The sequence below is a fragment of the Rhodococcus sp. IEGM 1305 genome (genome assembly GCF_030058635.1).
GTDB classification, from domain to species: domain Bacteria; phylum Actinomycetota; class Actinomycetes; order Mycobacteriales; family Mycobacteriaceae; genus Rhodococcus_F; species Rhodococcus_F opacus_D.
On record NZ_JASHKX010000036.1, the window covers coordinates 42,441 to 61,122 of the forward strand.

An 18,682-nucleotide genomic window follows, 5' to 3' on the forward strand; every position below is an offset into this window, starting at 1 on the left:
TCCCGATGAGCGTTATTCGCGTCGGATCCGCCCCCGACTCCTGGGGTGTCTGGTTCCCCGAAGACCCGCAGCAGACCCCGTACGGGCGGTTCCTCGACGAGGTGTCCGCGTCCGGTTACGAGTGGATCGAGCTGGGCCCGTACGGCTACCTGCCGACCGATCCGCAGCAGCTCCGTGACGAACTCGCGGCCCACAATCTGAAACTGTCGGCCGGCACCGTGTTCGAGCACCTGCACCAGGACGACTCCTGGGATGCCGTGTGGACCCAGATCGAGGACGTCGCGAAGCTGACCGCCGCCGCCGGCGGCAAGCATGTGGTCGTGATCCCGGAGATGTGGCGCGACCCGAGCAGCGGCGAGGTGCTCGAGGACCGCAATCTCACTGCGGAGCAGTGGAAGAAGAAGACCGGCGGCATGAACGAGCTGGGCAAGAAGATGTTCGAGCAGTACGGCGTGAAGGCGCAGTACCACCCGCACGCGGACAGCCACGTCGACACCGAGGAGAATGTGTACCGCTTCCTCGACGGCACCGACAGCGAGTACGTGAACCTGTGCCTCGACACCGGCCACATCAGCTACTGCGGCGGCGACAACCTCGCGATCATCGAGCGCGCTCCCGAGCGGATCGGCTACCTGCACCTCAAGCAGGTCGATCCCGAGGTCCGCGCCAAGGTCGAGGCCGAGGACCTGCCGTTCGGCGAGGCCGTCAAGCTCGGCGCGATGATCGAGCCGCCGCTCGGCATCCCCGACCTGCCGCCGCTGCTCGCCGCAATCGAGAAGCTCGACATCGACGTGTTCGCGATCGTCGAGCAGGATCTCTACCCCTGCGCTGTGGACGTTCCGCTGCCGATCGCACAGCGTACCCGTAAGTACCTGGGGTCCTGCGGGATCCCGTCCGTCACGTTCGTCTAACCGATCACGTCAGGAGCTAGTCAGCTATGTCCGGAAGCAACGACCTGCGCATCGCCGTCCTGGGTGTCGGAATGATGGGTGCCGACCACGTCGCACGCATCACCGAACGCATCAAGGGCGCCACCGTCGCCGTCGTCAACGACTACTTCGTCGAGAAGGCCGAGCAGATCGCGGCCGGAATCCCCGGCTGCCGGGTGATCGGCGACCCGCTCGACGCGATCGCCGACCCGGGTGTCGACGCCGTCGTCCTGGCCACCCCCGGCCCGACGCACGAGAAGCAGCTTCTCGCCTGCCTCGAGCACGGCAAGCCGGTGATGTGTGAGAAGCCGCTGACCACCGACGTCGCCACGTCCCTCGAGATCGTCAAGCGCGAAGCCGAGCTCGGTAAGAAGCTGATCCAGGTCGGCTTCATGCGACGTTTCGACCACGAGTACGAGCAGCTGAAGTCGCTCATCGACGATGGTGTGTTCGGGCAGGTGCTTCTCGCCCACTGCGTGCACCGCAACCCCGCCGTGCCGCCGAGCTTCGACAGCTCGATGATCGTCAAGGACTCGCTGGTCCACGAGGTGGACGTCACCCGATTCCTGTTCGACGAGGAGATCACCTCGGTACAGATCCTCCGCCCCGCCGCGAACCCGGGTGCACCCGAGGGACTGCAGGATCCGCAGATCGCGTTCTTCAGCACCGAATCCGGTCGCCACGTCGACGTCGAGGTCTTCGTGACCACCGGTGTCGCGTACGAGGTGCGCACCGAGATCGTCGCCGAGAAGGGTTCGGCGTTCATCGGTCTCGATGTCGGACTCGTCCGCAAGTACGGCACCGGCGCGGGCAACGGCCGCTCGGGCGCAGGTATGTCGGGCGGGGAGATCACCCCGTCGTTCAAGGAACGCTTCGGCCAGGCGTACGACGTCGAGATCCAGCGCTGGGTCAACGCCGCCCGCACGGGCGCGGAGACCGGCAACTACATCGACGGACCGGGTGCGTGGGACGGCTACGCCGCCGCCGCCGTGTGCGCTGCCGGCGTGCAGTCGCTCGAGACCGGCGAGCGCGTGGCCGTCGACATGGTCGACCGTTCCTCCATTCCGGGGGCATGAACACGATGAAGATTGCACTCGACCCCACCCCCTTCCACCACGACTACTCCCTCCTCGAATTGCCGGCGGTGGTTGCCGAACTCGGCTTCGAACACCTGCAGCTCACCCCTCATCGCGACATGATCCCGTTCTTCAACCACCCGAAGGCCGACGACGAGCTGGTTCGGCAGTTCCGCAAGTCCTGCAGCGATGCGGGCGTCGGAATCGCCTCCGTGTTGCCGGTCCTGCGGTGGTCGGGCCCCGACGAAGACGCCCGCGAGGCGGCGGTGCGGTACTGGAAGCGCGCCATTCAGATCACCGTCGACCTCGGTGTGAACGTGATGAACACCGAGTTCAGCGGCCGCCCGGAGAAGGCCGAGGAATCGGAGCGCGCCTTCTACCGGTCGATGGAGGAACTCGTCCCCATCATCGAGCGTGAAGGCATCGACGTTCGCATCGACCCGCACCCCGACGATTTCGTGGAGAACGGTCTGGACGCCATCCGGATGATCCGCGGCATCAACTCGAAGAACTTCGGACTGGTGTACGTCGCGTGCCACTCGTACCACATGGGCGCCGGGATGCTCGAGATCATGCGCGCGGCCGGCGACATGCTGCGGCTCGTCCACGTCGCGGACACGATGGATCACCACCGCTCCCACGGACTGCGGTACATCACCAACCCGCCCGGCAACCCGGTGCGTGTGCACCAGCACCTCAAGATCGGCGACGGCGACCTCGACTGGGACGAGTTCTTCGGCGGGCTCGGCGAACTCGGCTTCTACGACAAACCCGACACGGTGATGGTGTCGAGCGTTTTCGCCGAAGACGAGAACGCTCACGACGTCTCCCGCTACCAACTGAAGACCATGAAGGATTACATCGCGCGCACGCGGTGAAAGGACAACACATGAGCACCAACATCACTCGCGAGATCGCACACTGGTCCGACGGCAAGGGATTCGCCGGTACCAGCGGCAACACCGCCCCGGTCACCAACCCGGCGACCGGTGCCGTCACCGGTCAGGTCGCCCTCGCCAGCGTCGAGGACGCCCGCGCCGTCATCGACGCCGCCGCCGCCGCGTTCCCCGCCTGGCGCGACACCTCCCTCGCCAAGCGCACCCAGGTGATCTTCACATTCCGGGAACTGCTCAACGCCCGCAAGGGCGAACTCGCCGAAATCATCACCGCCGAGCACGGCAAGGTCGTCTCCGACGCCCTCGGCGAAGTCAGCCGCGGCCAGGAAGTCGTCGAATTCGCCTGCGGCATCGCCCACCTGCTCAAAGGCGGCATGACCGAAAACGCCTCCACCAACATCGACGTCTCCTCCCTCCGCCAACCCGTCGGCCCGGTCGGCATCATCTCCCCGTTCAACTTCCCCGCCATGGTCCCGATGTGGTTCTTCCCCATCGCCATCGCCGCCGGCAACACCGTCGTACTCAAACCCAGCGAGAAGGACCCGACCGCCGCGATCTGGATGGCCGAACTCTGGGCCGAAGCCGGACTCCCGGCCGGGGTGTTCAACGTCCTGCAGGGCGACAAGACCGCCGTCGACGAACTCCTCACCCACCCGGCGATCAAGGCCATCAGTTTCGTCGGCTCCACCCCCATCGCCCAGTACGTCTACGCCACCGGCACCGCCCACGGCAAACGCGTCCAAGCATTGGGTGGGGCGAAGAACCACGCCATCGTCCTCCCGGACGCCGACCTGGACCTCGCCGCCGACGCCATGGTCAACGCCGGCTTCGGGTCCGCCGGGGAACGCTGCATGGCCATCTCCGCCCTGGTGGCGGTCGGGGACATCGCCGACGAGTTGGTCGCCAAGATCAAGGAGCGCACCGACACGTTGAAGATCGGCGACGGCGCCCGCGATTCCGACATGGGACCGCTGGTGACCAAGGTGCACCGCGACAAGGTCGCCTCCTACATCGACGCCGGCGAGAAGGACGGGGCCACGATCGTGGTCGACGGCCGACAGGTGCAGGCGAACGGCGGCAAGGACGGGTTCTGGCTCGGCCCGACCCTGATCGACCACGTCACCACCGACATGAGTGTGTACACCGACGAAATCTTCGGACCCGTCCTCTCCGTCATCCGCGTCGAGACGTACGACGAGGCCCTGGAACTGGTGAACTCCAGCCAGTTCGGCAACGGCACCGCCATCTTCACCAACGACGGCGGCGCCGCCCGACGGTTCCAGAACGAGGTCGAGGTCGGCATGGTCGGCATCAACGTCCCCATCCCCGTCCCCATGGCGTACTACTCCTTCGGGGGCTGGAAGAACTCCCTCTTCGGCGACACCCACGCCCACGGCACCGAAGGCGTCCACTTCTTCACCCGCGGCAAGGTCGTCACCACCCGCTGGCTCGACCCCAGCCACGGCGGCATCAACCTCGGCTTCCCCCAGAACGCATAGGTACTGGTTCTCCGCGCCGGACCGTCCGCGGTCCGGCGCGGAGTCCGTTCGATCGAAAGGAACTTCATGAGCGACACCTCTCTCGCCCGCCGTCATCGGGTCGTGGTCATCGGATCGGGATTCGGCGGCCTCTTCGCCACCAAGGCCCTGAAACGGACGGACGTCGATGTCACTCTGATCGATCGGACGACACACCACCTGTTCCAGCCGTTGCTGTACCAGGTGGCGACGGGAATCCTGTCCGAGGGTGAGATCGCGCCCGCGACCCGGCTCGTCCTCGAGGACCAGCAGAACGCGTCCGTCCTGATCGGCGGAGTCGAGACGATCGACGTCGCCGACCGGACCGTCACGTCCACACACCGCGGCCGCACCACCGTCACCGAGTACGACAGCCTCGTCGTCTCGGCCGGTGCCCGCCAATCCTATTTCGGCAACGACCATTTCGCCGAACACGCACCCGGGATGAAGACGATCGACGACGCCCTCGAGCTGCGCGGCCGCATCCTCGGCGCCTTCGAAAGCGCCGAGGTGAGCACCGACCCCGCCGAGCGGGCGCGACTCCTGACGTTCGTCGTGGTCGGCGCCGGCCCCACCGGAGTCGAGATGGCCGGCGAGATCGCCCAGCTCGCGCACCGCACTCTCGCCGGCGCCTACCGCACCATCGATCCCCGTGACGCGCGGATCATCCTCCTCGACGCGGCGCCCACGGTGCTCCCGCCCTTCGACGAGAAACTGCGTCGTGCTGCCGCCGATACGCTGGAGGATCTCGGCGTCGAGATCCAGCTCGGCGCTATGGTGACCGACGTCGACGACGACGGACTCACCGTCCGCGACCAGGACGGCGTCGAGCGGCGGATCGAGGCCGCCTGCAAGATCTGGTCCGCAGGTGTCGCAGCCAGTCCGCTGGGCCGGCAACTGGCCGAACAGACCGGCGCCGCCACCGATCGTGCGGGCCGCGTCCTCGTCGAACCCGACCTCACCCTGCCCGGCCACAGCAACGTCTTCGTCGTCGGCGACATGATGAACCGCGACGGCCTTCCCGGTGTCGCGCAGGTCGCGATCCAGGGCGGCCGCTACGCCGCGCAGCTGATCGCCGCGGAGGTGCGCGCCCACCGGAAAGGTCGCGACAAGCCCGAACGCACCCCGTTCCGCTACACCGACAAGGGCAGCATGGCCATGATCTCCCGCTTCCACGCGGTCGCGAAGGTCGGCCGCCTCCAACTGACCGGGCTGCTCGCCTGGCTGCTCTGGCTCCTGATCCACCTGGTCTACATCGTCGGATTCAAGAGCCGACTCGCGACCGCCATGTCCTGGACATGGTCGTTCCTGGGCAGGACCCGGGGACACCTGGCGGTCACGGAGCAACAGGTGGTCGCGAGGACGGCGATCAACCGGCTCGATGCCTGGGAGGATTCTTCCCGGGCGGTACCCGAGGCGGCGACGGCCTCCGCACGGTGAGTACCGTCCCCTCCGTGCCTGCTTCCGCTCTCACCGTCGGCATCGACGTCGGTGGTACCAGTATCCGTGCCTGTGTGGTCGACGAGACCGGCGAGGTACTCGACTCCGTCCAGGCACCCACACCGCAGTCGGCGAAAGCCCTCGAGGACGCGCTCGACCGCGCCGTCCGCGAGCTCGCGTCCCGTCATCGGATCGCCGCCGTCGGTCTCGCCGTGGCCGGATTCATCAGCTCCGACCTCACCACGGTGCGCTTCGCCCCGCACCTGCCGTGGAAGAACGTGCCGGTCGCGAACGACCTGAGCGACCGGCTCGGACTGCCGGTGGTCCTCGAACACGACGCGAACGCGGCGGCGTGGGCGGAGCACCGGTTCGGTGCCGCCGCCGGTGGTCGCAATGTCGTGATGGTCGCGATCGGCACCGGCATCGGTGCGGCGCTGCTCATCGACGGCACGCTCTACCGCGGCAGTTACGGCGTCGCTCCCGAACTGGGCCACCTCCAGGTGGTCCCGGGCGGCAGACCGTGTGCCTGCGGCAAACGGGGGTGCTGGGAACGGTATTGCAGCGGAACCGCCCTCGTCGACACGGCCATCGAACTCCTCGCCGCCGACCCGACGAGTTCGACGGTCCTCGCACGCGAGGTCGCGAGCGATCCGGGATCGCTCACCGGCCGCCGTATCGCGAGCGCCGCGCGGGACGGCGACCCCCTCGCCGTCCGCACCATGGAGGAGTTCGCCCGGTGGCTGGGCGTCGGACTCGCCATGGTCGGTGACGTCTACGACCCCGATCTCGTCGTCGTCTCCGGTGGCGTCAGCGGTTCGGCACCGCTGTTCCTCGACCACGCGCGCGACGTCTACGCTTCTCTCGCAACCGGTTCCGGACACCGCCCCCTCGCCCGAATCCGCGAAACCCAACTCGGCGAATCGGCCCAGCGGATCGGGGCCGCCACGATGGCCAGGGACGCGCTGCTGAGCGGAGCTCCGCTCCCCGTGCGTGGTTGACGAGTCTCTGGACTCCTCGAGCACTCACGGGCGCGGAGCCGCATCGGCCCGCCAAGTTGTGGCGGTTACCGAGTTCTACGACCTCTGCTGCGACGAGGACGAGCGCCGCGGCATCAACCCGGCCCACTCCGGTTCCCATACCTCATCGCCCGTCACGACCCCGACAGCATCGCCCACCGCAGCACACTCGCGGTCGCCGATCGCGACGTATGGATCCGCCCCGCGGAGAACGGTATGGCCTACCTCGACGGACACCTTCCCGCAGCCGACGCCCACACCCTCGCGATGCGGTTGCGGGACCTCTCATTCAGGTCGTCGTCAACGCCTCGACGCTCCTCGGATTCGACGACCTTCCCGCCCACCTCGAGGGATACGGGCCGATCTGCCCCCAAGTACTTCGTACAGGGAGGTACCCCCAGCGGACTCCGCGCGTACATTGGCCGCCGACGGTGTCTTCCAGCGCATCCACACAATGGCCACCGAAGGCGACGCAGGTGGGCACGTCCTCGGGATCAGTCCCGTTCAGAAGACTCACGGCATACCCGTGACCTACATCCGGAACACAGCAACCAAACCCGAACTCACCTACGCACCGGGGACGGCTCTCGGCCGCAGGATCCGGGCCCGCGACGGCAACTGCCGCTTCCCCAACTGCCAGGTCCCGGCGCGGCTCGCGACATCGACCACACGACGCCGTTCGACCACGACCACACCGAGAACGGTGGTCTCACCGTCGAGTCGAATCTCGCGTGCCTGTGCCGACGCCACCACCGGCTGAAAACCGACGGCTCCTGGACCGTCCGCCAGACCGGGGCAGGGAACCTCGAATGGACCACACCGCGCGGCGACATCATCCGAACCGAACCCGAAGGGGCAGCAATCGAACTCACCCACAACCACATCCGCGGGGTACAGCGCTCCTGTGCCCTCCGACTGCTCACCGAGCGCTCCCACGACCAGCAGGACGCGAAATACTTGAACGAACTGCACGGGAGACGAGCCACACACCACCACGCACCGGCATCACCACCCGACGGCGGCGGCACCGGTGCGTGAGAGCGTGCGATCAGTGGGCGGCGACGGCGGCGGTGCTGCCCGCAGCGGACGCGTCGGGCCTGCCTGCGCCGAGCCGGTCCTCCAACTCTTCGAGGCTGCGCCCCTTGGTTTCCGGGACGAAGCGGTACACGAAGTACACCGATACCAGGTTGACGAGGACGAACAGGCCGAACGTTCCGGTGGACCCGAGGACGGAGTTCAGGATCGGGAAGACGAACGAGATCAAGGCGTTCGTCGTCCAGAGCACGAAGACCGCGATGCCCATCGCGAACCCGCGGATGGCCATCGGGAAGATCTCCGAGAGCAGCAACCACACGCAGGTTCCGATGAAGCACTGCACGAAGGCGACGAACACCATCATCGCGGCGAGGATGATGTAGCTGCGACCCGTGGACGAGGGCAGCAGGAACACCAGCGACAACGCGGCCTGCGAGGATGCCACACCAATGAAGCCGGTCAGCAGCATCGTGCGACGATTCACGTAGCCCAGCAGGATGATTCCGAGAATTGTCATGACCACCGACGTGACACCGACCGCGATGGTGGCCACCAGGGACGCGCTGACACCCAACCCGCTCTGTTCCAGGATCGTCGGGGCGTAGTAGTTGACCGTGTTGATGCCCGTCGCCTGCTGCACGATGGCCAGACCGCAGCCGATCCAGAGGATCCGGCGCATCCACGGGTAGTCGCGCAGATAGTGGACGGCGCCACTGACCTTCGAGTTCCGGTCGCGGGCGGCATGGAGGCTGATGCTGGCGTACTCGACTGCGGCCTCCGATTCGCTGCGGCTCAACTCGAGGGTGCTGCGCGTCTCGGTGAGCCGGCCCTTCGACGCGTACCAGCGCGGTGAATCCGGGAGCACGAGCATGCCGAGCATCAGCAGAACTGCGGGCACCGAGGCGATGGCCAGCATGTACCGCCACACCGTCGGATCCTCGATGAGGTGGTCGAGTAGCGCGTTGATCGAGAAGGCGAGCATCTGACCGGTGACGATCATCAGTTCGTTGATGGTCACCATCCGCCCGCGACGCTCGACCGGCGCCATCTCGGCCAGGTAGAGCGGGCAGGTGACGGCGGCGGCGCCCACACCGAGACCGAGGACGATCCGCGCCAGCACCATGATCTCCACGTTGGGGGCCATCGCACACCCGAGGGCGCCGACGAGAAACAGACCCGCACAGACGAGGAGCGTGCGCTTGCGGCCGAGAGCGTCCGACAGCCGGCCTCCGAGCAGCGCACCGACGGCGGCACCCGGGAAGAGCAGCGAGCTCACGACGGTGGCTTCGCCGACGGCGCTGAGGTTCAGCTCGTCCTTCATGTAGAGCAGCGCACCGGAGATCACACCGGTGTCGTAGCCGAACAACAGGCCGCCGAGCGTGGAGATGACGGTGAGCTTGGTCAGGAAGCGTTTGTGACTGCGCTCGTTGCGCGCAGCGCCGCCGTTTTTGCGGGCACTGGCAGCCGAGTGGGTTGTCGACATCAGGTGTTGGCCTTTCTGGGGAATGCTCACGCATCGCGACACGGAAGATCAGTTCACGTGTCGATACCGCCCGAGTGCGCTCGGCTCGATGCAGCCGAAGGGGCGTAGTTTGCTGAACTGAAGCGCTTCACTAACGCGCTTCAGTTATCTACTATGATGTGAATCACAGAGGGTGTCAAGGGCAGAGATCGGGCTGCGTGAGAATGCGCCCCCTGACGACGCAACCGAGGGAGATCGAGATGCTCGACGATCGAGCCGCCGCGCACGACGGTGCGGAGCGGCTACCGGCCGCCCTGCACCGACGCCCCACGATGGCCGATGTCGCGACGCGGGCCGGGGTGTCGCGCACCCTGGTGTCACTGATCTTCAGCAACAAGCCCGGAGCGTCCGACGAAACCCGGGATCGCGTCCTCCAGGCTGCAGACGACCTCGGTTATCGGCTCGACCGGGCCGCCCGCATGCTCGCGCGCGGCCGCAGCCGCACCCTCGGCGTGCTCATCGACGTCCACCAGACCTTCCAGGCCGACCTGATCGGAACCGTCTACGCGGAGGCCGAGGCCGCCGGATACGAAGTCCTGCTCTCCGCCAGCGCACCCACCCGAGACGAACACAAGGCGATCGAAGCCCTCCTCAGCCACCGGTGCGAGGGCCTGATCCTGCTCGGCCCGCTCTCCGAGGTAACGTATCTGCGCACACTCGCGGACCGTGCCGTCGTCACCGTCGTCGGCCGCGCACTCCCTCACACCGCCGTCGACACCGTGCGGACAGCGGACGCCAAGGGCATCCGGCAGTCCGTCGACCACCTGGTCGAGCTCGGGCATCGCGAGATCGTGCATGTCGACGGCGGCGCGGACCCGGGCTCACCCGAACGGCGTCGCGCGTACCTTGCGGCGATGCGCAGGCACGACCTCTCCGACCACATTCGCGTCATTCCCGGCCAGCACACCGAGGACGCAGGCATCGCCGCCGCGAACACCCTGCTGGCCGAGGACCGCCTGCCGACCGCCGTGCTCGCCGGCAACGACCGCTGCGCCATCGGTCTCATGGACGTGTTCACCCGCGCTCACGTCGACGTGCCGGGAGACATCTCGATCGTCGGGTACGACGACAGCCACCTTGCCCAGTTGTCCCGGATCGACCTCACCACCGTGCGGCAGGACACGGAGGGCTTGGCGCGGCACGCCGTGCAGTTCGCCATCGGCCGGCTCGAGAACGACGACCTCGACCCGCAGGATTTCGTGATCGACCCCCACCTGGTGGTGCGCGGCACGACCGGTCCGGCCCGGTCGTAGCCGCGCCCCGCCGGCACGATTCAGCGCAGAGGCGACGGCCTCACCGCGTGATGCTCCTCAGGTATTCGACGCTCTTGACCACGTCGCGCACGGGACCTTCGTCCTCCGGCTCCGACGCGAGAATGGTGTCCTGTTCGAGGACGTACCAGCCGTCGTAGCCCTGATTCTGCAGCCGCTCGACCACCCCGGCGATATCCACGTCCCCGGTGCCCAGTGGCGTGTACATCCCCTGCGCGACAGCCTCGGTGTAGGTGAGCTCGCCCACCCGGACCCGCGCGAGAAGCGCCGCATCGACATCCTTCAGGTGCGCGTGGGCGATTCGTTCGGGGGCCCTGGTGACGAGGTCGAGGGGGTCGGTGCCGCCGATCAGCAGGTGCCCGGTATCCAGGCACAGCGGAATCGACGAGCCGTCCAGGATGCGGTCCACCTCGGCACGGTTCTCGATCATCGTCCCCACGTGGGGGTGAATGACCGCCCGGAGCCCGCGGTCGGCGGCGGCCGACGACAGGCGGTCGAGGTTGCGCAACAACGTCTTCCATCCCGAGTCGTCGAGTTCCGGTCGCGAATCGTAACCGACGGCTCCCGTCACCGCCGCCAGGACCATCACCTCCGACCCCGACGCGACGAGTGACTCGATCGCCCCGCCGACCGCAGCGACCGCGTCATGATCCGGATCGTGGAGCAGCACCGGAACGAATCCCCCGACCGCAGTCAGGTCGTACCGGGCGAGAGTGTCCGTAAGCTCGCGCGGATCCGAGGGGAGGAATCCGTCCGGACCCAGTTCGGTGGCAGCCAGGCCGGCGTCACGCATCTCGGCGAGCACCCGGCCGGGGCCGAGCTGGTGACCCCAGCCCTCCACCTCACACACTCCCCACGAAATGGGCGCACCTGCAAGTCGAATCGTCATCGTCCTCTTTCATCCCATCGCACCGGTCGGTGCTGTTGTAGTGACAATGTGGCCGCGTCGGGAATCCCGCTCACGGCTGTCGCCGTGCGGTCTGCGCGGACAGACGTTCTGCGAGCACCACTGGATCGACGCTCTCCCGCAACGCTTCCCACACCGTGTCCACCTGAGTGGCCGGCGCGAGACTGTGCACCGGTTGATCGTGGTCGAGATTGGTGGGGAACGGGTAACACTCGGCCGTCGCGACGACGGCATTGCGGAGGGTGCGCTCACTCGCCCCGGCACTCTGCAGTGCCAGCAGGGCGGGGTACACGGCGTTCGCCATGGCCTCCCGGTCCAGCACCTCCATCGCCCTGCCGAACGGCGACGAGACCTGCAGCAGATTGGCCATCCGCCGGAGCGCGTCCGAACGGTTGTGGCCTGCGCCGTGGTAGAGCGCCGGGTTGAAGAACACCGCGTCGCCCTTCCTCAGCGGCAGCTGAACATGACTGGCGCGGAAGAACTCGACGAACTCCGGCCGGGAGAACGCCAGGTAGCCCGCCTCGAACAGTTGCGAGTACGGCAGGTACAGGGTGGGACCGCTCTCGACGGGCATGTCGCAGTGCGCCACCGCCCCTTGCAGTGTCAGCGTGGCCGACATCCGGTGCAGGTGCGCCGGATACTCGGCCAGTTCGTGCCGGGGCACGATGCCCAGGTGGTAGTCGCGATGCGGCACCTGCGCGGCGCCGCCGGGGTTGACCACGTTGACCTGCGACGTCACCTGATACAGCGGGCCCAGCCAGCTCTGGCAGATCAGCGCGAGGATGTCGTTGGCGTAGTACTCGGCGAACACATCGGGGGCGCCGAAAGCCAGCTTCTGCGCGGCGTTCCAGATGCGGTCGTTGGCGCCCGCCTTGCCGAAGTGGTCACCCACCACACCACCCGACGCGTGTTGCTGCGCGATGAGGAGGTCGAACTGTTCCGTGGCGCGATCCAGTACGCCGAGATCACTGAAGGCATTCTGGAACACCACGATTCCGGGACCGTCCGTGAGCGCGCGCCCGAGTTCGGTCTGCACGGCGCGGCGGGACTGCGCGTCGTCGAGGTGGGGCTTCAGCACGTCACTGCGGTACAGCAGGACGTTCTGCTCCACGGAGTGAGCGAACGGGTAGTCTGCCGGGTTCGTCGAGCGATCCACGGAGACGCGAAACACGTCGAGGTCGCAGTCGGAGTCGCGGATCCACTCACGCCGGCCGGTCGGCGGAGGAGTCGTGATGGTCATGGAGATAGTCTTGCTGTGATGTGATCGGCAAACAACAGCAGAAATCCATCATTTTCACCTCAGGAGGCGGCCGTGAAGCACCGCTACAAGGTCCGTGAGATCGCCCAGCAGTCGGGGCTGAGCGAGGCCACCGTCGACCGCGTGCTCCACGAACGCCCCGGCGTACGGGAATCGACGAGAGCGGAAGTGCAGCAAGCGATCCGCGATCTCGACAAACAACGCACCCAGTTGAAGCTGAGTGGACGCAAGTTCCTCGTCGACGTCGTCATGCAGTCCCCCGAACGCTTCACCACCGCGTTCCGCGCGGCCGTGGAGGCGGAACTGCCCGCTCTCGCCCCCGCCGTTCTGCGATCGCGGTTCCATTTCCGGGAAACCGGCTCGACACCGGCGATGGTCGAGACCCTCGATCGGATCGGGGCCCGCGGCACACAGGGCGTGATCGTGAAGGCGCCCGACTCCGTCGAGGTCGTCGAGGCCATCGACCGGCTCACCGCGGCGGGGATACCGGTGGTCACCTATGCCACCGACGTGCCGGGCAGCTCGCGGGCCGGCTACGTCGGGATCGACAACCGGGCCGCGGGGGCGACTGCCGCGTACCTCGTCGACCAGTGGCTCGGCGACCTGTCGTCCGCCGTCCTGATCACGCTGAGCAGCAATGCCTTCCGTGGCGAGGAGGAACGGGAGATGGGGTTCCGCGCGGCACTGCGAAGTTTCGGCACCGACCGTGCGGTGATCGACATCGCGGAGAGCGACGGGCTCGACGCGACCATCGAGAGCTTCGTGCTCCGGGCGCTCGAGCAGAACCCGGACATCGCGGCCGTCTACTCGATCGGCGGCGGCAACGTGGCCACGGCCCGCGCATTCGAACGCACCGGCCGCACCTGTCGCGTGTTCATCGCCCACGACCTCGACGAGGACAACACGCGGCTGTTGCGGGCCGGCACGCTCTCCGCCGTGCTGCACCACGATCTGCGGGCCGACGCCCATCTGGCGTGCCGCATGTTGCTGCAGGCCCGGGGCGCGCTCGGCGGTGTCGCGACCGCCGCCTCACCCATCCGGGTGGTCACCCCGTACAACCAGCCCTGACGGCGTGGATCAGCGCCTAGCCCTGCCCCTGGGGGACGGGCACGCCGCGGGACTGGAACCAGCCCGCCGGATCCATCTTGGTTCCGTTGACCGCCCACACCTCGTAGTGCAGGTGCGGTCCGGTCGACTGACCCCGGTTGCCCATGGTGGCGATCTGGTCGCCGGCCCGGACCTGCTGACCGACCGACACCAATGACTGGTCGATGTGGCCGTACACGCCGGTGGTGCCGTCGTCCTGCTGGATGCGGACCCACAATCCGAATCCCGACGCCGGACCGGTCTCGATCACAGTGCCGTTGGTGACGGCCTTGATCGGGGTGCCGATGGAGTTGGCGATGTCGATGCCGTTGTGGTTGGTGCCCCACCGCGGACCGAAGCCCGAGGTGAAGGTGCCGTCGGCCGGGACCAGCACAGCGGGTCGACGTGCCGCTTCCGCGGCCGCAGCCGCGCGTGCAGCCTGTTCGGCGGCCTCGCGAGCCAGCCGCTCGACCTCGGCCTTCTCGAACGCGAGCCGCTCGACCTCACGCTGGGCGGCGCGCTGGAGTTGCTCGGCGTAGTCGACGGGCACTGGGCGCGTGACCTGTAGGAACTGGGGCGGTGTCGAGAGAGACACGCCTGTCTCGGTCGACGCCTGCGCTACCTCACCGGTGGCCGCGGAGGCGATCCCCCCGGATGCGAGCAGTGCAGCGGCCGCCAGCGAGGTCGCGACCAGCCGTCTACGGGAGGTCGTTGTCGAACGGAGGCGCCGGGTGCGCCGGGCGTGCGGGACGGTGTTCGGGTGTAGAGCCAAAACCACATTCCTCTGTCGAGTTCGTGATCGATAACGAAACGGTCACGGTTTCGACACAGGTTAGTACGGATCGGGCTAAATCCTGCGCGTCGCATTGACGAATGTGCGGCGATCTCGCGTCCCGAACCGGATTTTCCGGTCTCATCAGTCACATGCACCCCGTGAGCGCACATCGACGACAGTGGTCACGCACGAGAAGTGTCAGAAGTCACGGAGCCCGCGGTCGTGACCGCGGGCTCCATGACCTTCGAATCAACCGCTCAGCCCGCGGCCCGCAGCTGCGCCGCCAAACGCATCGCGGAGTTCGCGTCCCCGTAACCCTCGTAGCCGCCGACGCGTTGCACCACCTCGAAGAACAGATCGGCGCCCACCGTCTGGGTGAACAGGTGGAAGAACTCGCCATGGGCATCGGCGTCGTACATGATGCCCGACCCGCTCATCCGGTCCAGGAGCTCGCGGGAGAGTCCGAAGCGGGCCTCGAGATCGTCGTAGTAGTTCGGCGAGATCACGAGGGGCTCGAACCCGTTGGACTGCATGGTCGCGGCGGCGGTGAAAATGTCCGTGCACGAGAACGCGACGTGGCTGATGCCGCCGCGCCGGGCCGCGGCGATGTGGGAGTTGCCCGACACCGCACCCGGAACCATGTTCAAGGAGATGCGCAGCGGACGGTCCATGCCGTCGGCACCCGTCTGATCCATCGTCAGGGCCTGACTGCGCATCATGCCGACCGCGTCGGTGACGTCGAGGCCCTCGTGCGGCGCCATCGCGAACACCGAACGGAGCAGCAGCATGATGCCGTCCCAATTGTCGGACGGCACGGCGAGCGCCACGTGATCGACCCCGGTGAACACGGGCACCTCGTCCTGCCAGCGCGACTCCGTCGGATACAGATCGAACGCCGACTGCCATGAGGCGGCACTGCCCGGGCCGCGCAGATCCAGCGACGTCGCATCGGTGATCTTCAGACGCACCACATCCGATTCGGGGGCCGTGTCCACACCGGGCAACAGGACCTCGTGCACCGGGACCTCGAGCGCCGCGGCGCGCTCACCCCACGCATCGGGATCGCTCGACCGGATACCGATCTGGGTGAGCACCGGCAGGTGCGCAGGCAGACCCGGAGCGGTCCACACGGTGCCCGCGGTGGCGTCGACCACGATGGTCATCCGGCCGTGCCGCCACAACTGGAGGTCGTGGCTGCGGTGGCGGCCCACCAGACGGAATCCGATGTGCTGCAGCGCCTGCCGAAGGTCGGAATCCTTGCCGGGACCGGCCGCGAGCCGGAGCGACACGATGCCTTCGAGGGGTGCGCGCGGCGGCGGCTCGAACAGGGCCAGACCGCGCCCGGTGTCCTCACCCTGCTCGGCCTGCACGCGTGCGACCTCCTCCTGGAGGTACAGCAGCGAGCGGTGAGCGTCGGCTGCCGTGCGGCCCGTGGACGACTGCCGGAACGTGTCGTTGAAGATCTCGAGCGACCACGGTCCGGTGTATCCGGCGGCCTGGACGTGCGCGCCGAACGTCGCGAGATCGAAGTTGCCCTGCCCCGGGAAGTTCCGGTGGTGCCGGCTCCACTGCAGGATGTCCATCGACATGCGGGGCGCGTCGGCGAGCTGGAGGAAGAAGATCTTCTCCCCCGGGATGTCACGGATGCCGGACGGGTCGTCGCCGCGGGAGAGGATGTGGAAGCTGTCGAGGCAGGTGCCGAGGGCCGGATGATCCGCGTCCTGCACGATCTTCCACGCGTGCCGGTACGTATTGACGTGCGTGCCCCAGGCCAGCGCCTCGTAGGCGATGCGGAGTCCCCGGCTGTGTGCGCGCTCGGCGAGGGTGTGGAGTTGCTCGGTCAGGCGGGCGTCGTCCCGCACCGCCTCGGGCAACGGCGAGGAGCACACCAGCAGGGTGTCGCAGCCGAGCTGCTCCATGATGTCGAACTTGCGCTCGGCTCGGATCAGGTTGCGAGCGAACGTCGTGTCGTCCACGGAGTCCAGATCGCGGAACGGCTGATACAGATCGAGGGTGAGTCCGAGATCCGCTGCGCGGGAAGCCAGCTCACGCGGCGACCACGGCGAGCTCACGAAATCGGGTTCGAACACCTCGAATCCGTCGAACCCGGCTGCCGCGATCGCGGTGACCTTCTCCTCCAGCGATCCGCTCAGGGATACCGTGGCAACGCTCGTACGAACCTGTCGTCCCATGTGGCGTCAGCCCTTGTTGCAGATGAAGTCGACGGCCAGCGCATAGCCGAGAATGCCGAGTCCGGCGATCACACCGGTCGCGACTCCGGACACGTACGAGTGGTGCCGGAATTCCTCGCGGGCGTGCACGTTGCTGATGTGCACCTCGACGAGCGGCACCTCGAGCGTCACCAGGGCGTCGCGCAACGCCACCGACGTGTGCGTGAAACCGCCGGGGTTGATCACGACGCCCGACGCCGTGGTCCGGGCCTCGTGCACCCAGTCGATCAGATGGCCCTCGTGGTTGGACTGCCGCGCGACGATCTCACGTCCGGCTTTCGCAGCGGCCGTGCGGCACAACTCGACCACGTCGTCGAGCGTCTCCCGCCCGTACACCTCGGGTTGCCGTTGCCCCAGCAGGTTCAGGTTGGGGCCGTTGAGAACAAAGATCGGTCCGGGAGCGGTCATCGCGCGCTTTACCTCCATTTGTACGAACTAGTGAGTTAGTTCGCACCCAGGATACAGCGCGCTCCCGCCTAGGCGGACTTGTCTCGGCGTTCTCCCCGCTCCGGCTTCCGCGGAACGATGGTCGGAAGCACGTTGTCGTTGACCGTCTCGGCGCTGACCACGACCTTCTCGACGTCGTCACGGCTCGGGATGTCGTACATGACCGGCAGCAGGACTTCCTCCATGATCGCGCGCAGTCCACGAGCACCGGTTCCGCGGAGGATCGCCTGGTCGGCGATGGCCTCGAGCGCGTCCGTGGTGAACTCCAACTCCACGCCGTCCATGTCGAACAACCGGTTGTACTGCTTGACCAGCGCGTTCTTCGGCTCGGACAGAATCTGGACGAGCGATTCCTTGTCGAGGTTCGTCACCGACGCCACCACGGGAAGACGACCGATGAACTCCGGGATGAGCCCGAACTTGATCAGGTCTTCCGGCATGACCTCCGCGAAGTGGTCCTGGGTGTCGATCTCCGCCTTGGACCGCACCTCCGCACCGAAACCGATGCCGCGCTTGCCCACGCGATCGGACACGATCCGCTCGAGACCGGCGAACGCCCCCGCCACGATGAACAGGACGTTCGTCGTGTCGATCTGGATGAACTCCTGATGCGGGTGCTTGCGACCGCCCTGCGGCGGCACGCTGGCCTGCGTGCCCTCGAGGATTTTCAGCAAAGCCTGCTGCACACCCTCGCCGGACACGTCCCGCGTGATCGACGGGTTCTCGCTCTTACGGGCGATCTTGTCGACCTCGTCGATGTAGATGATGCCGGTCTCGGCGCGCTTGACGTCGTAGTCGGCGGCCTGGATCAGCTTGAGGAGAATGTTCTCGACGTCCTCACCGACGTAGCCGGCTTCGGTGAGCGCCGTCGCATCGGCGATCGCGAACGGGACGTTGAGCATCTTCGCCAGCGTCTGAGCCAGATACGTCTTTCCGCAGCCCGTGGGACCGAGCATGAGAATGTTCGATTTCGCCAGCTCGACCGTCTCGCCGCGCGCATCACGACCCTTGTCACCGGCCTGGATGCGCTTGTAGTGGTTGTAGACCGCAACGGCGAGAGTCCGCTTGGCGGCATCCTGGCCGATCACGTAGTTCTCGAGGAAGTCGCGGATCTCGGCCGGCTTCGGCAGCTCGTCGAGCTTCACCTCGCTGGACTCGGCCAGCTCCTCTTCGATGATCTCGTTGCACAGGTCGATGCACTCGTCGCAGATGTACACCCCAGGCCCAGCAATGAGCTTCTTGACCTGCTTCTGGCTCTTACCGCAGAAAGAGCACT

At 67.1% G+C, this 18,682-nt stretch carries 16 protein-coding genes; 8 read left to right on the forward strand and 8 right to left on the reverse strand.

Annotation, left to right across the window (positions count from 1 at the left end):
• Window positions 1-5 precede the first annotated feature (5 nt).
• The 6 genes from QM693_RS30810 to QM693_RS30835 all read left to right on the forward strand — a co-directional run bounded on the left by QM693_RS30810 (window position 6) and on the right by QM693_RS30835 (window position 6,856).
• On the forward strand, window positions 6-911 hold the full coding sequence (locus QM693_RS30810; protein WP_265146199.1) for a sugar phosphate isomerase/epimerase family protein: 906 nt from the start codon (window positions 6-8) through the stop codon (window positions 909-911).
• Window positions 912-937: 26 nt separating this feature from the next.
• The gene (locus QM693_RS30815; RefSeq protein ID WP_005562834.1) at window positions 938-2,005 is read left to right on the forward strand and encodes a Gfo/Idh/MocA family protein; all 1,068 of its coding nucleotides are present in this window, start codon (window positions 938-940) and stop codon (window positions 2,003-2,005) included.
• Window positions 2,006-2,010: 5 nt separating this feature from the next.
• Window positions 2,011-2,883, forward strand: coding sequence for a sugar phosphate isomerase/epimerase family protein (locus tag QM693_RS30820; protein ID WP_005261338.1), 873 nt, complete (start codon window positions 2,011-2,013; stop codon window positions 2,881-2,883).
• Between the two features lie 11 nt (window positions 2,884-2,894).
• Entirely contained in the window at window positions 2,895-4,400 is a 1,506-nt protein-coding gene (locus tag QM693_RS30825; protein WP_283354224.1) for a CoA-acylating methylmalonate-semialdehyde dehydrogenase, read from the forward strand.
• A 66-nt stretch (window positions 4,401-4,466) separates the two neighbouring features.
• Window positions 4,467-5,858 carry an NAD(P)/FAD-dependent oxidoreductase gene (locus QM693_RS30830; RefSeq protein WP_283333587.1) on the forward strand — a complete coding sequence of 464 codons (1,392 nt, stop codon included), beginning with the start codon at window positions 4,467-4,469 and terminating at the stop codon, window positions 5,856-5,858.
• Window positions 5,855-6,856 (forward strand): ROK family protein, encoded by a 1,002-nt coding sequence (locus tag QM693_RS30835; RefSeq protein ID WP_280782356.1) that lies wholly within the window; start codon window positions 5,855-5,857, stop codon window positions 6,854-6,856. The genes QM693_RS30830 and QM693_RS30835 overlap by 4 nt, the downstream gene beginning before the upstream one ends.
• Window positions 6,857-7,441: 585 nt before the next feature.
• Here QM693_RS30835 and QM693_RS30840 read toward each other — a convergent pair.
• Together QM693_RS30840 and QM693_RS30845 are read right to left on the reverse strand one after the other, a co-directional pair.
• The gene (locus QM693_RS30840; RefSeq protein WP_283354225.1) at window positions 7,442-7,846 is read right to left on the reverse strand and encodes a hypothetical protein; all 405 of its coding nucleotides are present in this window, start codon (window positions 7,844-7,846) and stop codon (window positions 7,442-7,444) included.
• Window positions 7,847-7,922: 76 nt separating this feature from the next.
• Window positions 7,923-9,392: a sugar porter family MFS transporter gene (locus QM693_RS30845; protein WP_283354226.1), complete on the reverse strand. Its 1,470-nt coding sequence runs from the start codon at window positions 9,390-9,392 to the stop codon at window positions 7,923-7,925.
• Window positions 9,393-9,631: 239 nt separating this feature from the next.
• Here QM693_RS30845 and QM693_RS30850 point away from each other — a divergent pair, with 239 nt between their 5' ends.
• Entirely contained in the window at window positions 9,632-10,684 is a 1,053-nt protein-coding gene (locus tag QM693_RS30850) for a LacI family DNA-binding transcriptional regulator (RefSeq protein WP_283354227.1), read from the forward strand.
• Between the two features lie 40 nt (window positions 10,685-10,724).
• Here the strand turns inward: QM693_RS30850 and QM693_RS30855 are convergent, their stop codons facing one another.
• Window positions 10,725-11,591, reverse strand: a complete 867-nt coding sequence (locus QM693_RS30855) for a sugar phosphate isomerase/epimerase family protein (RefSeq protein ID WP_283333583.1) — start codon at window positions 11,589-11,591, stop codon at window positions 10,725-10,727.
• A gap of 70 nt (window positions 11,592-11,661) precedes the next feature.
• Window positions 11,662-12,849, reverse strand: a complete 1,188-nt coding sequence (locus QM693_RS30860; protein WP_283354228.1) for a phytanoyl-CoA dioxygenase family protein — start codon at window positions 12,847-12,849, stop codon at window positions 11,662-11,664.
• Window positions 12,850-12,921: 72 nt separating this feature from the next.
• Here QM693_RS30860 and QM693_RS30865 point away from each other — a divergent pair, with 72 nt between their 5' ends.
• Entirely contained in the window at window positions 12,922-13,935 is a 1,014-nt protein-coding gene (locus tag QM693_RS30865) for a LacI family DNA-binding transcriptional regulator (protein WP_283354229.1), read from the forward strand.
• 16 nt (window positions 13,936-13,951) lie between these two features.
• Here QM693_RS30865 and QM693_RS30870 read toward each other — a convergent pair whose 3' ends face one another.
• The 4 genes from QM693_RS30870 to clpX all read right to left on the reverse strand — a co-directional run.
• Window positions 13,952-14,725 (reverse strand): M23 family metallopeptidase, encoded by a 774-nt coding sequence (locus tag QM693_RS30870; protein WP_105417192.1) that lies wholly within the window; start codon window positions 14,723-14,725, stop codon window positions 13,952-13,954.
• Window positions 14,726-14,985: 260 nt separating this feature from the next.
• A complete protein-coding gene (locus tag QM693_RS30875) occupies window positions 14,986-16,920 on the reverse strand; it encodes a bifunctional sugar phosphate isomerase/epimerase/4-hydroxyphenylpyruvate dioxygenase family protein (protein WP_283354230.1) in 1,935 nt (644 codons plus the stop codon).
• A gap of 6 nt (window positions 16,921-16,926) precedes the next feature.
• The gene (aroQ, locus tag QM693_RS30880) at window positions 16,927-17,367 is read right to left on the reverse strand and encodes a type II 3-dehydroquinate dehydratase (RefSeq protein WP_005248177.1); all 441 of its coding nucleotides are present in this window, start codon (window positions 17,365-17,367) and stop codon (window positions 16,927-16,929) included.
• 68 nt (window positions 17,368-17,435) lie between these two features.
• A partial coding sequence (clpX, locus tag QM693_RS30885) for an ATP-dependent Clp protease ATP-binding subunit ClpX (RefSeq protein WP_283354231.1) occupies window positions 17,436-18,682 on the reverse strand: 1,247 nt, incomplete at its 5' end.

Excerpts from the sequence above, each read along its gene's own strand:
- QM693_RS30815 (WP_005562834.1), top strand. The coding sequence starts at position 938 with ATGTCCGGAAGCAACGACCTGCGCATCGCCGTCCTGGGTGTCGGAATG.
- QM693_RS30810 (WP_265146199.1), top strand. The coding sequence starts at position 6 with ATGAGCGTTATTCGCGTCGGATCCGCCCCCGACTCCTGGGGTGTCTGG.
- QM693_RS30825 (WP_283354224.1), top strand. The coding sequence starts at position 2,895 with ATGAGCACCAACATCACTCGCGAGATCGCACACTGGTCCGACGGCAAG.
- QM693_RS30830 (WP_283333587.1), top strand. The coding sequence starts at position 4,467 with ATGAGCGACACCTCTCTCGCCCGCCGTCATCGGGTCGTGGTCATCGGA.
- QM693_RS30850 (WP_283354227.1), top strand. The coding sequence starts at position 9,632 with ATGCTCGACGATCGAGCCGCCGCGCACGACGGTGCGGAGCGGCTACCG.
- QM693_RS30820 (WP_005261338.1), top strand. The coding sequence starts at position 2,011 with ATGAAGATTGCACTCGACCCCACCCCCTTCCACCACGACTACTCCCTC.
- aroQ (WP_005248177.1), bottom strand. The coding sequence starts at position 17,367 with ATGACCGCTCCCGGACCGATCTTTGTTCTCAACGGCCCCAACCTGAAC.
- QM693_RS30845 (WP_283354226.1), bottom strand. The coding sequence starts at position 9,392 with ATGTCGACAACCCACTCGGCTGCCAGTGCCCGCAAAAACGGCGGCGCT.
- QM693_RS30855 (WP_283333583.1), bottom strand. The coding sequence starts at position 11,591 with ATGACGATTCGACTTGCAGGTGCGCCCATTTCGTGGGGAGTGTGTGAG.
- QM693_RS30860 (WP_283354228.1), bottom strand. The coding sequence starts at position 12,849 with ATGACCATCACGACTCCTCCGCCGACCGGCCGGCGTGAGTGGATCCGC.
- QM693_RS30875 (WP_283354230.1), bottom strand. The coding sequence starts at position 16,920 with ATGGGACGACAGGTTCGTACGAGCGTTGCCACGGTATCCCTGAGCGGA.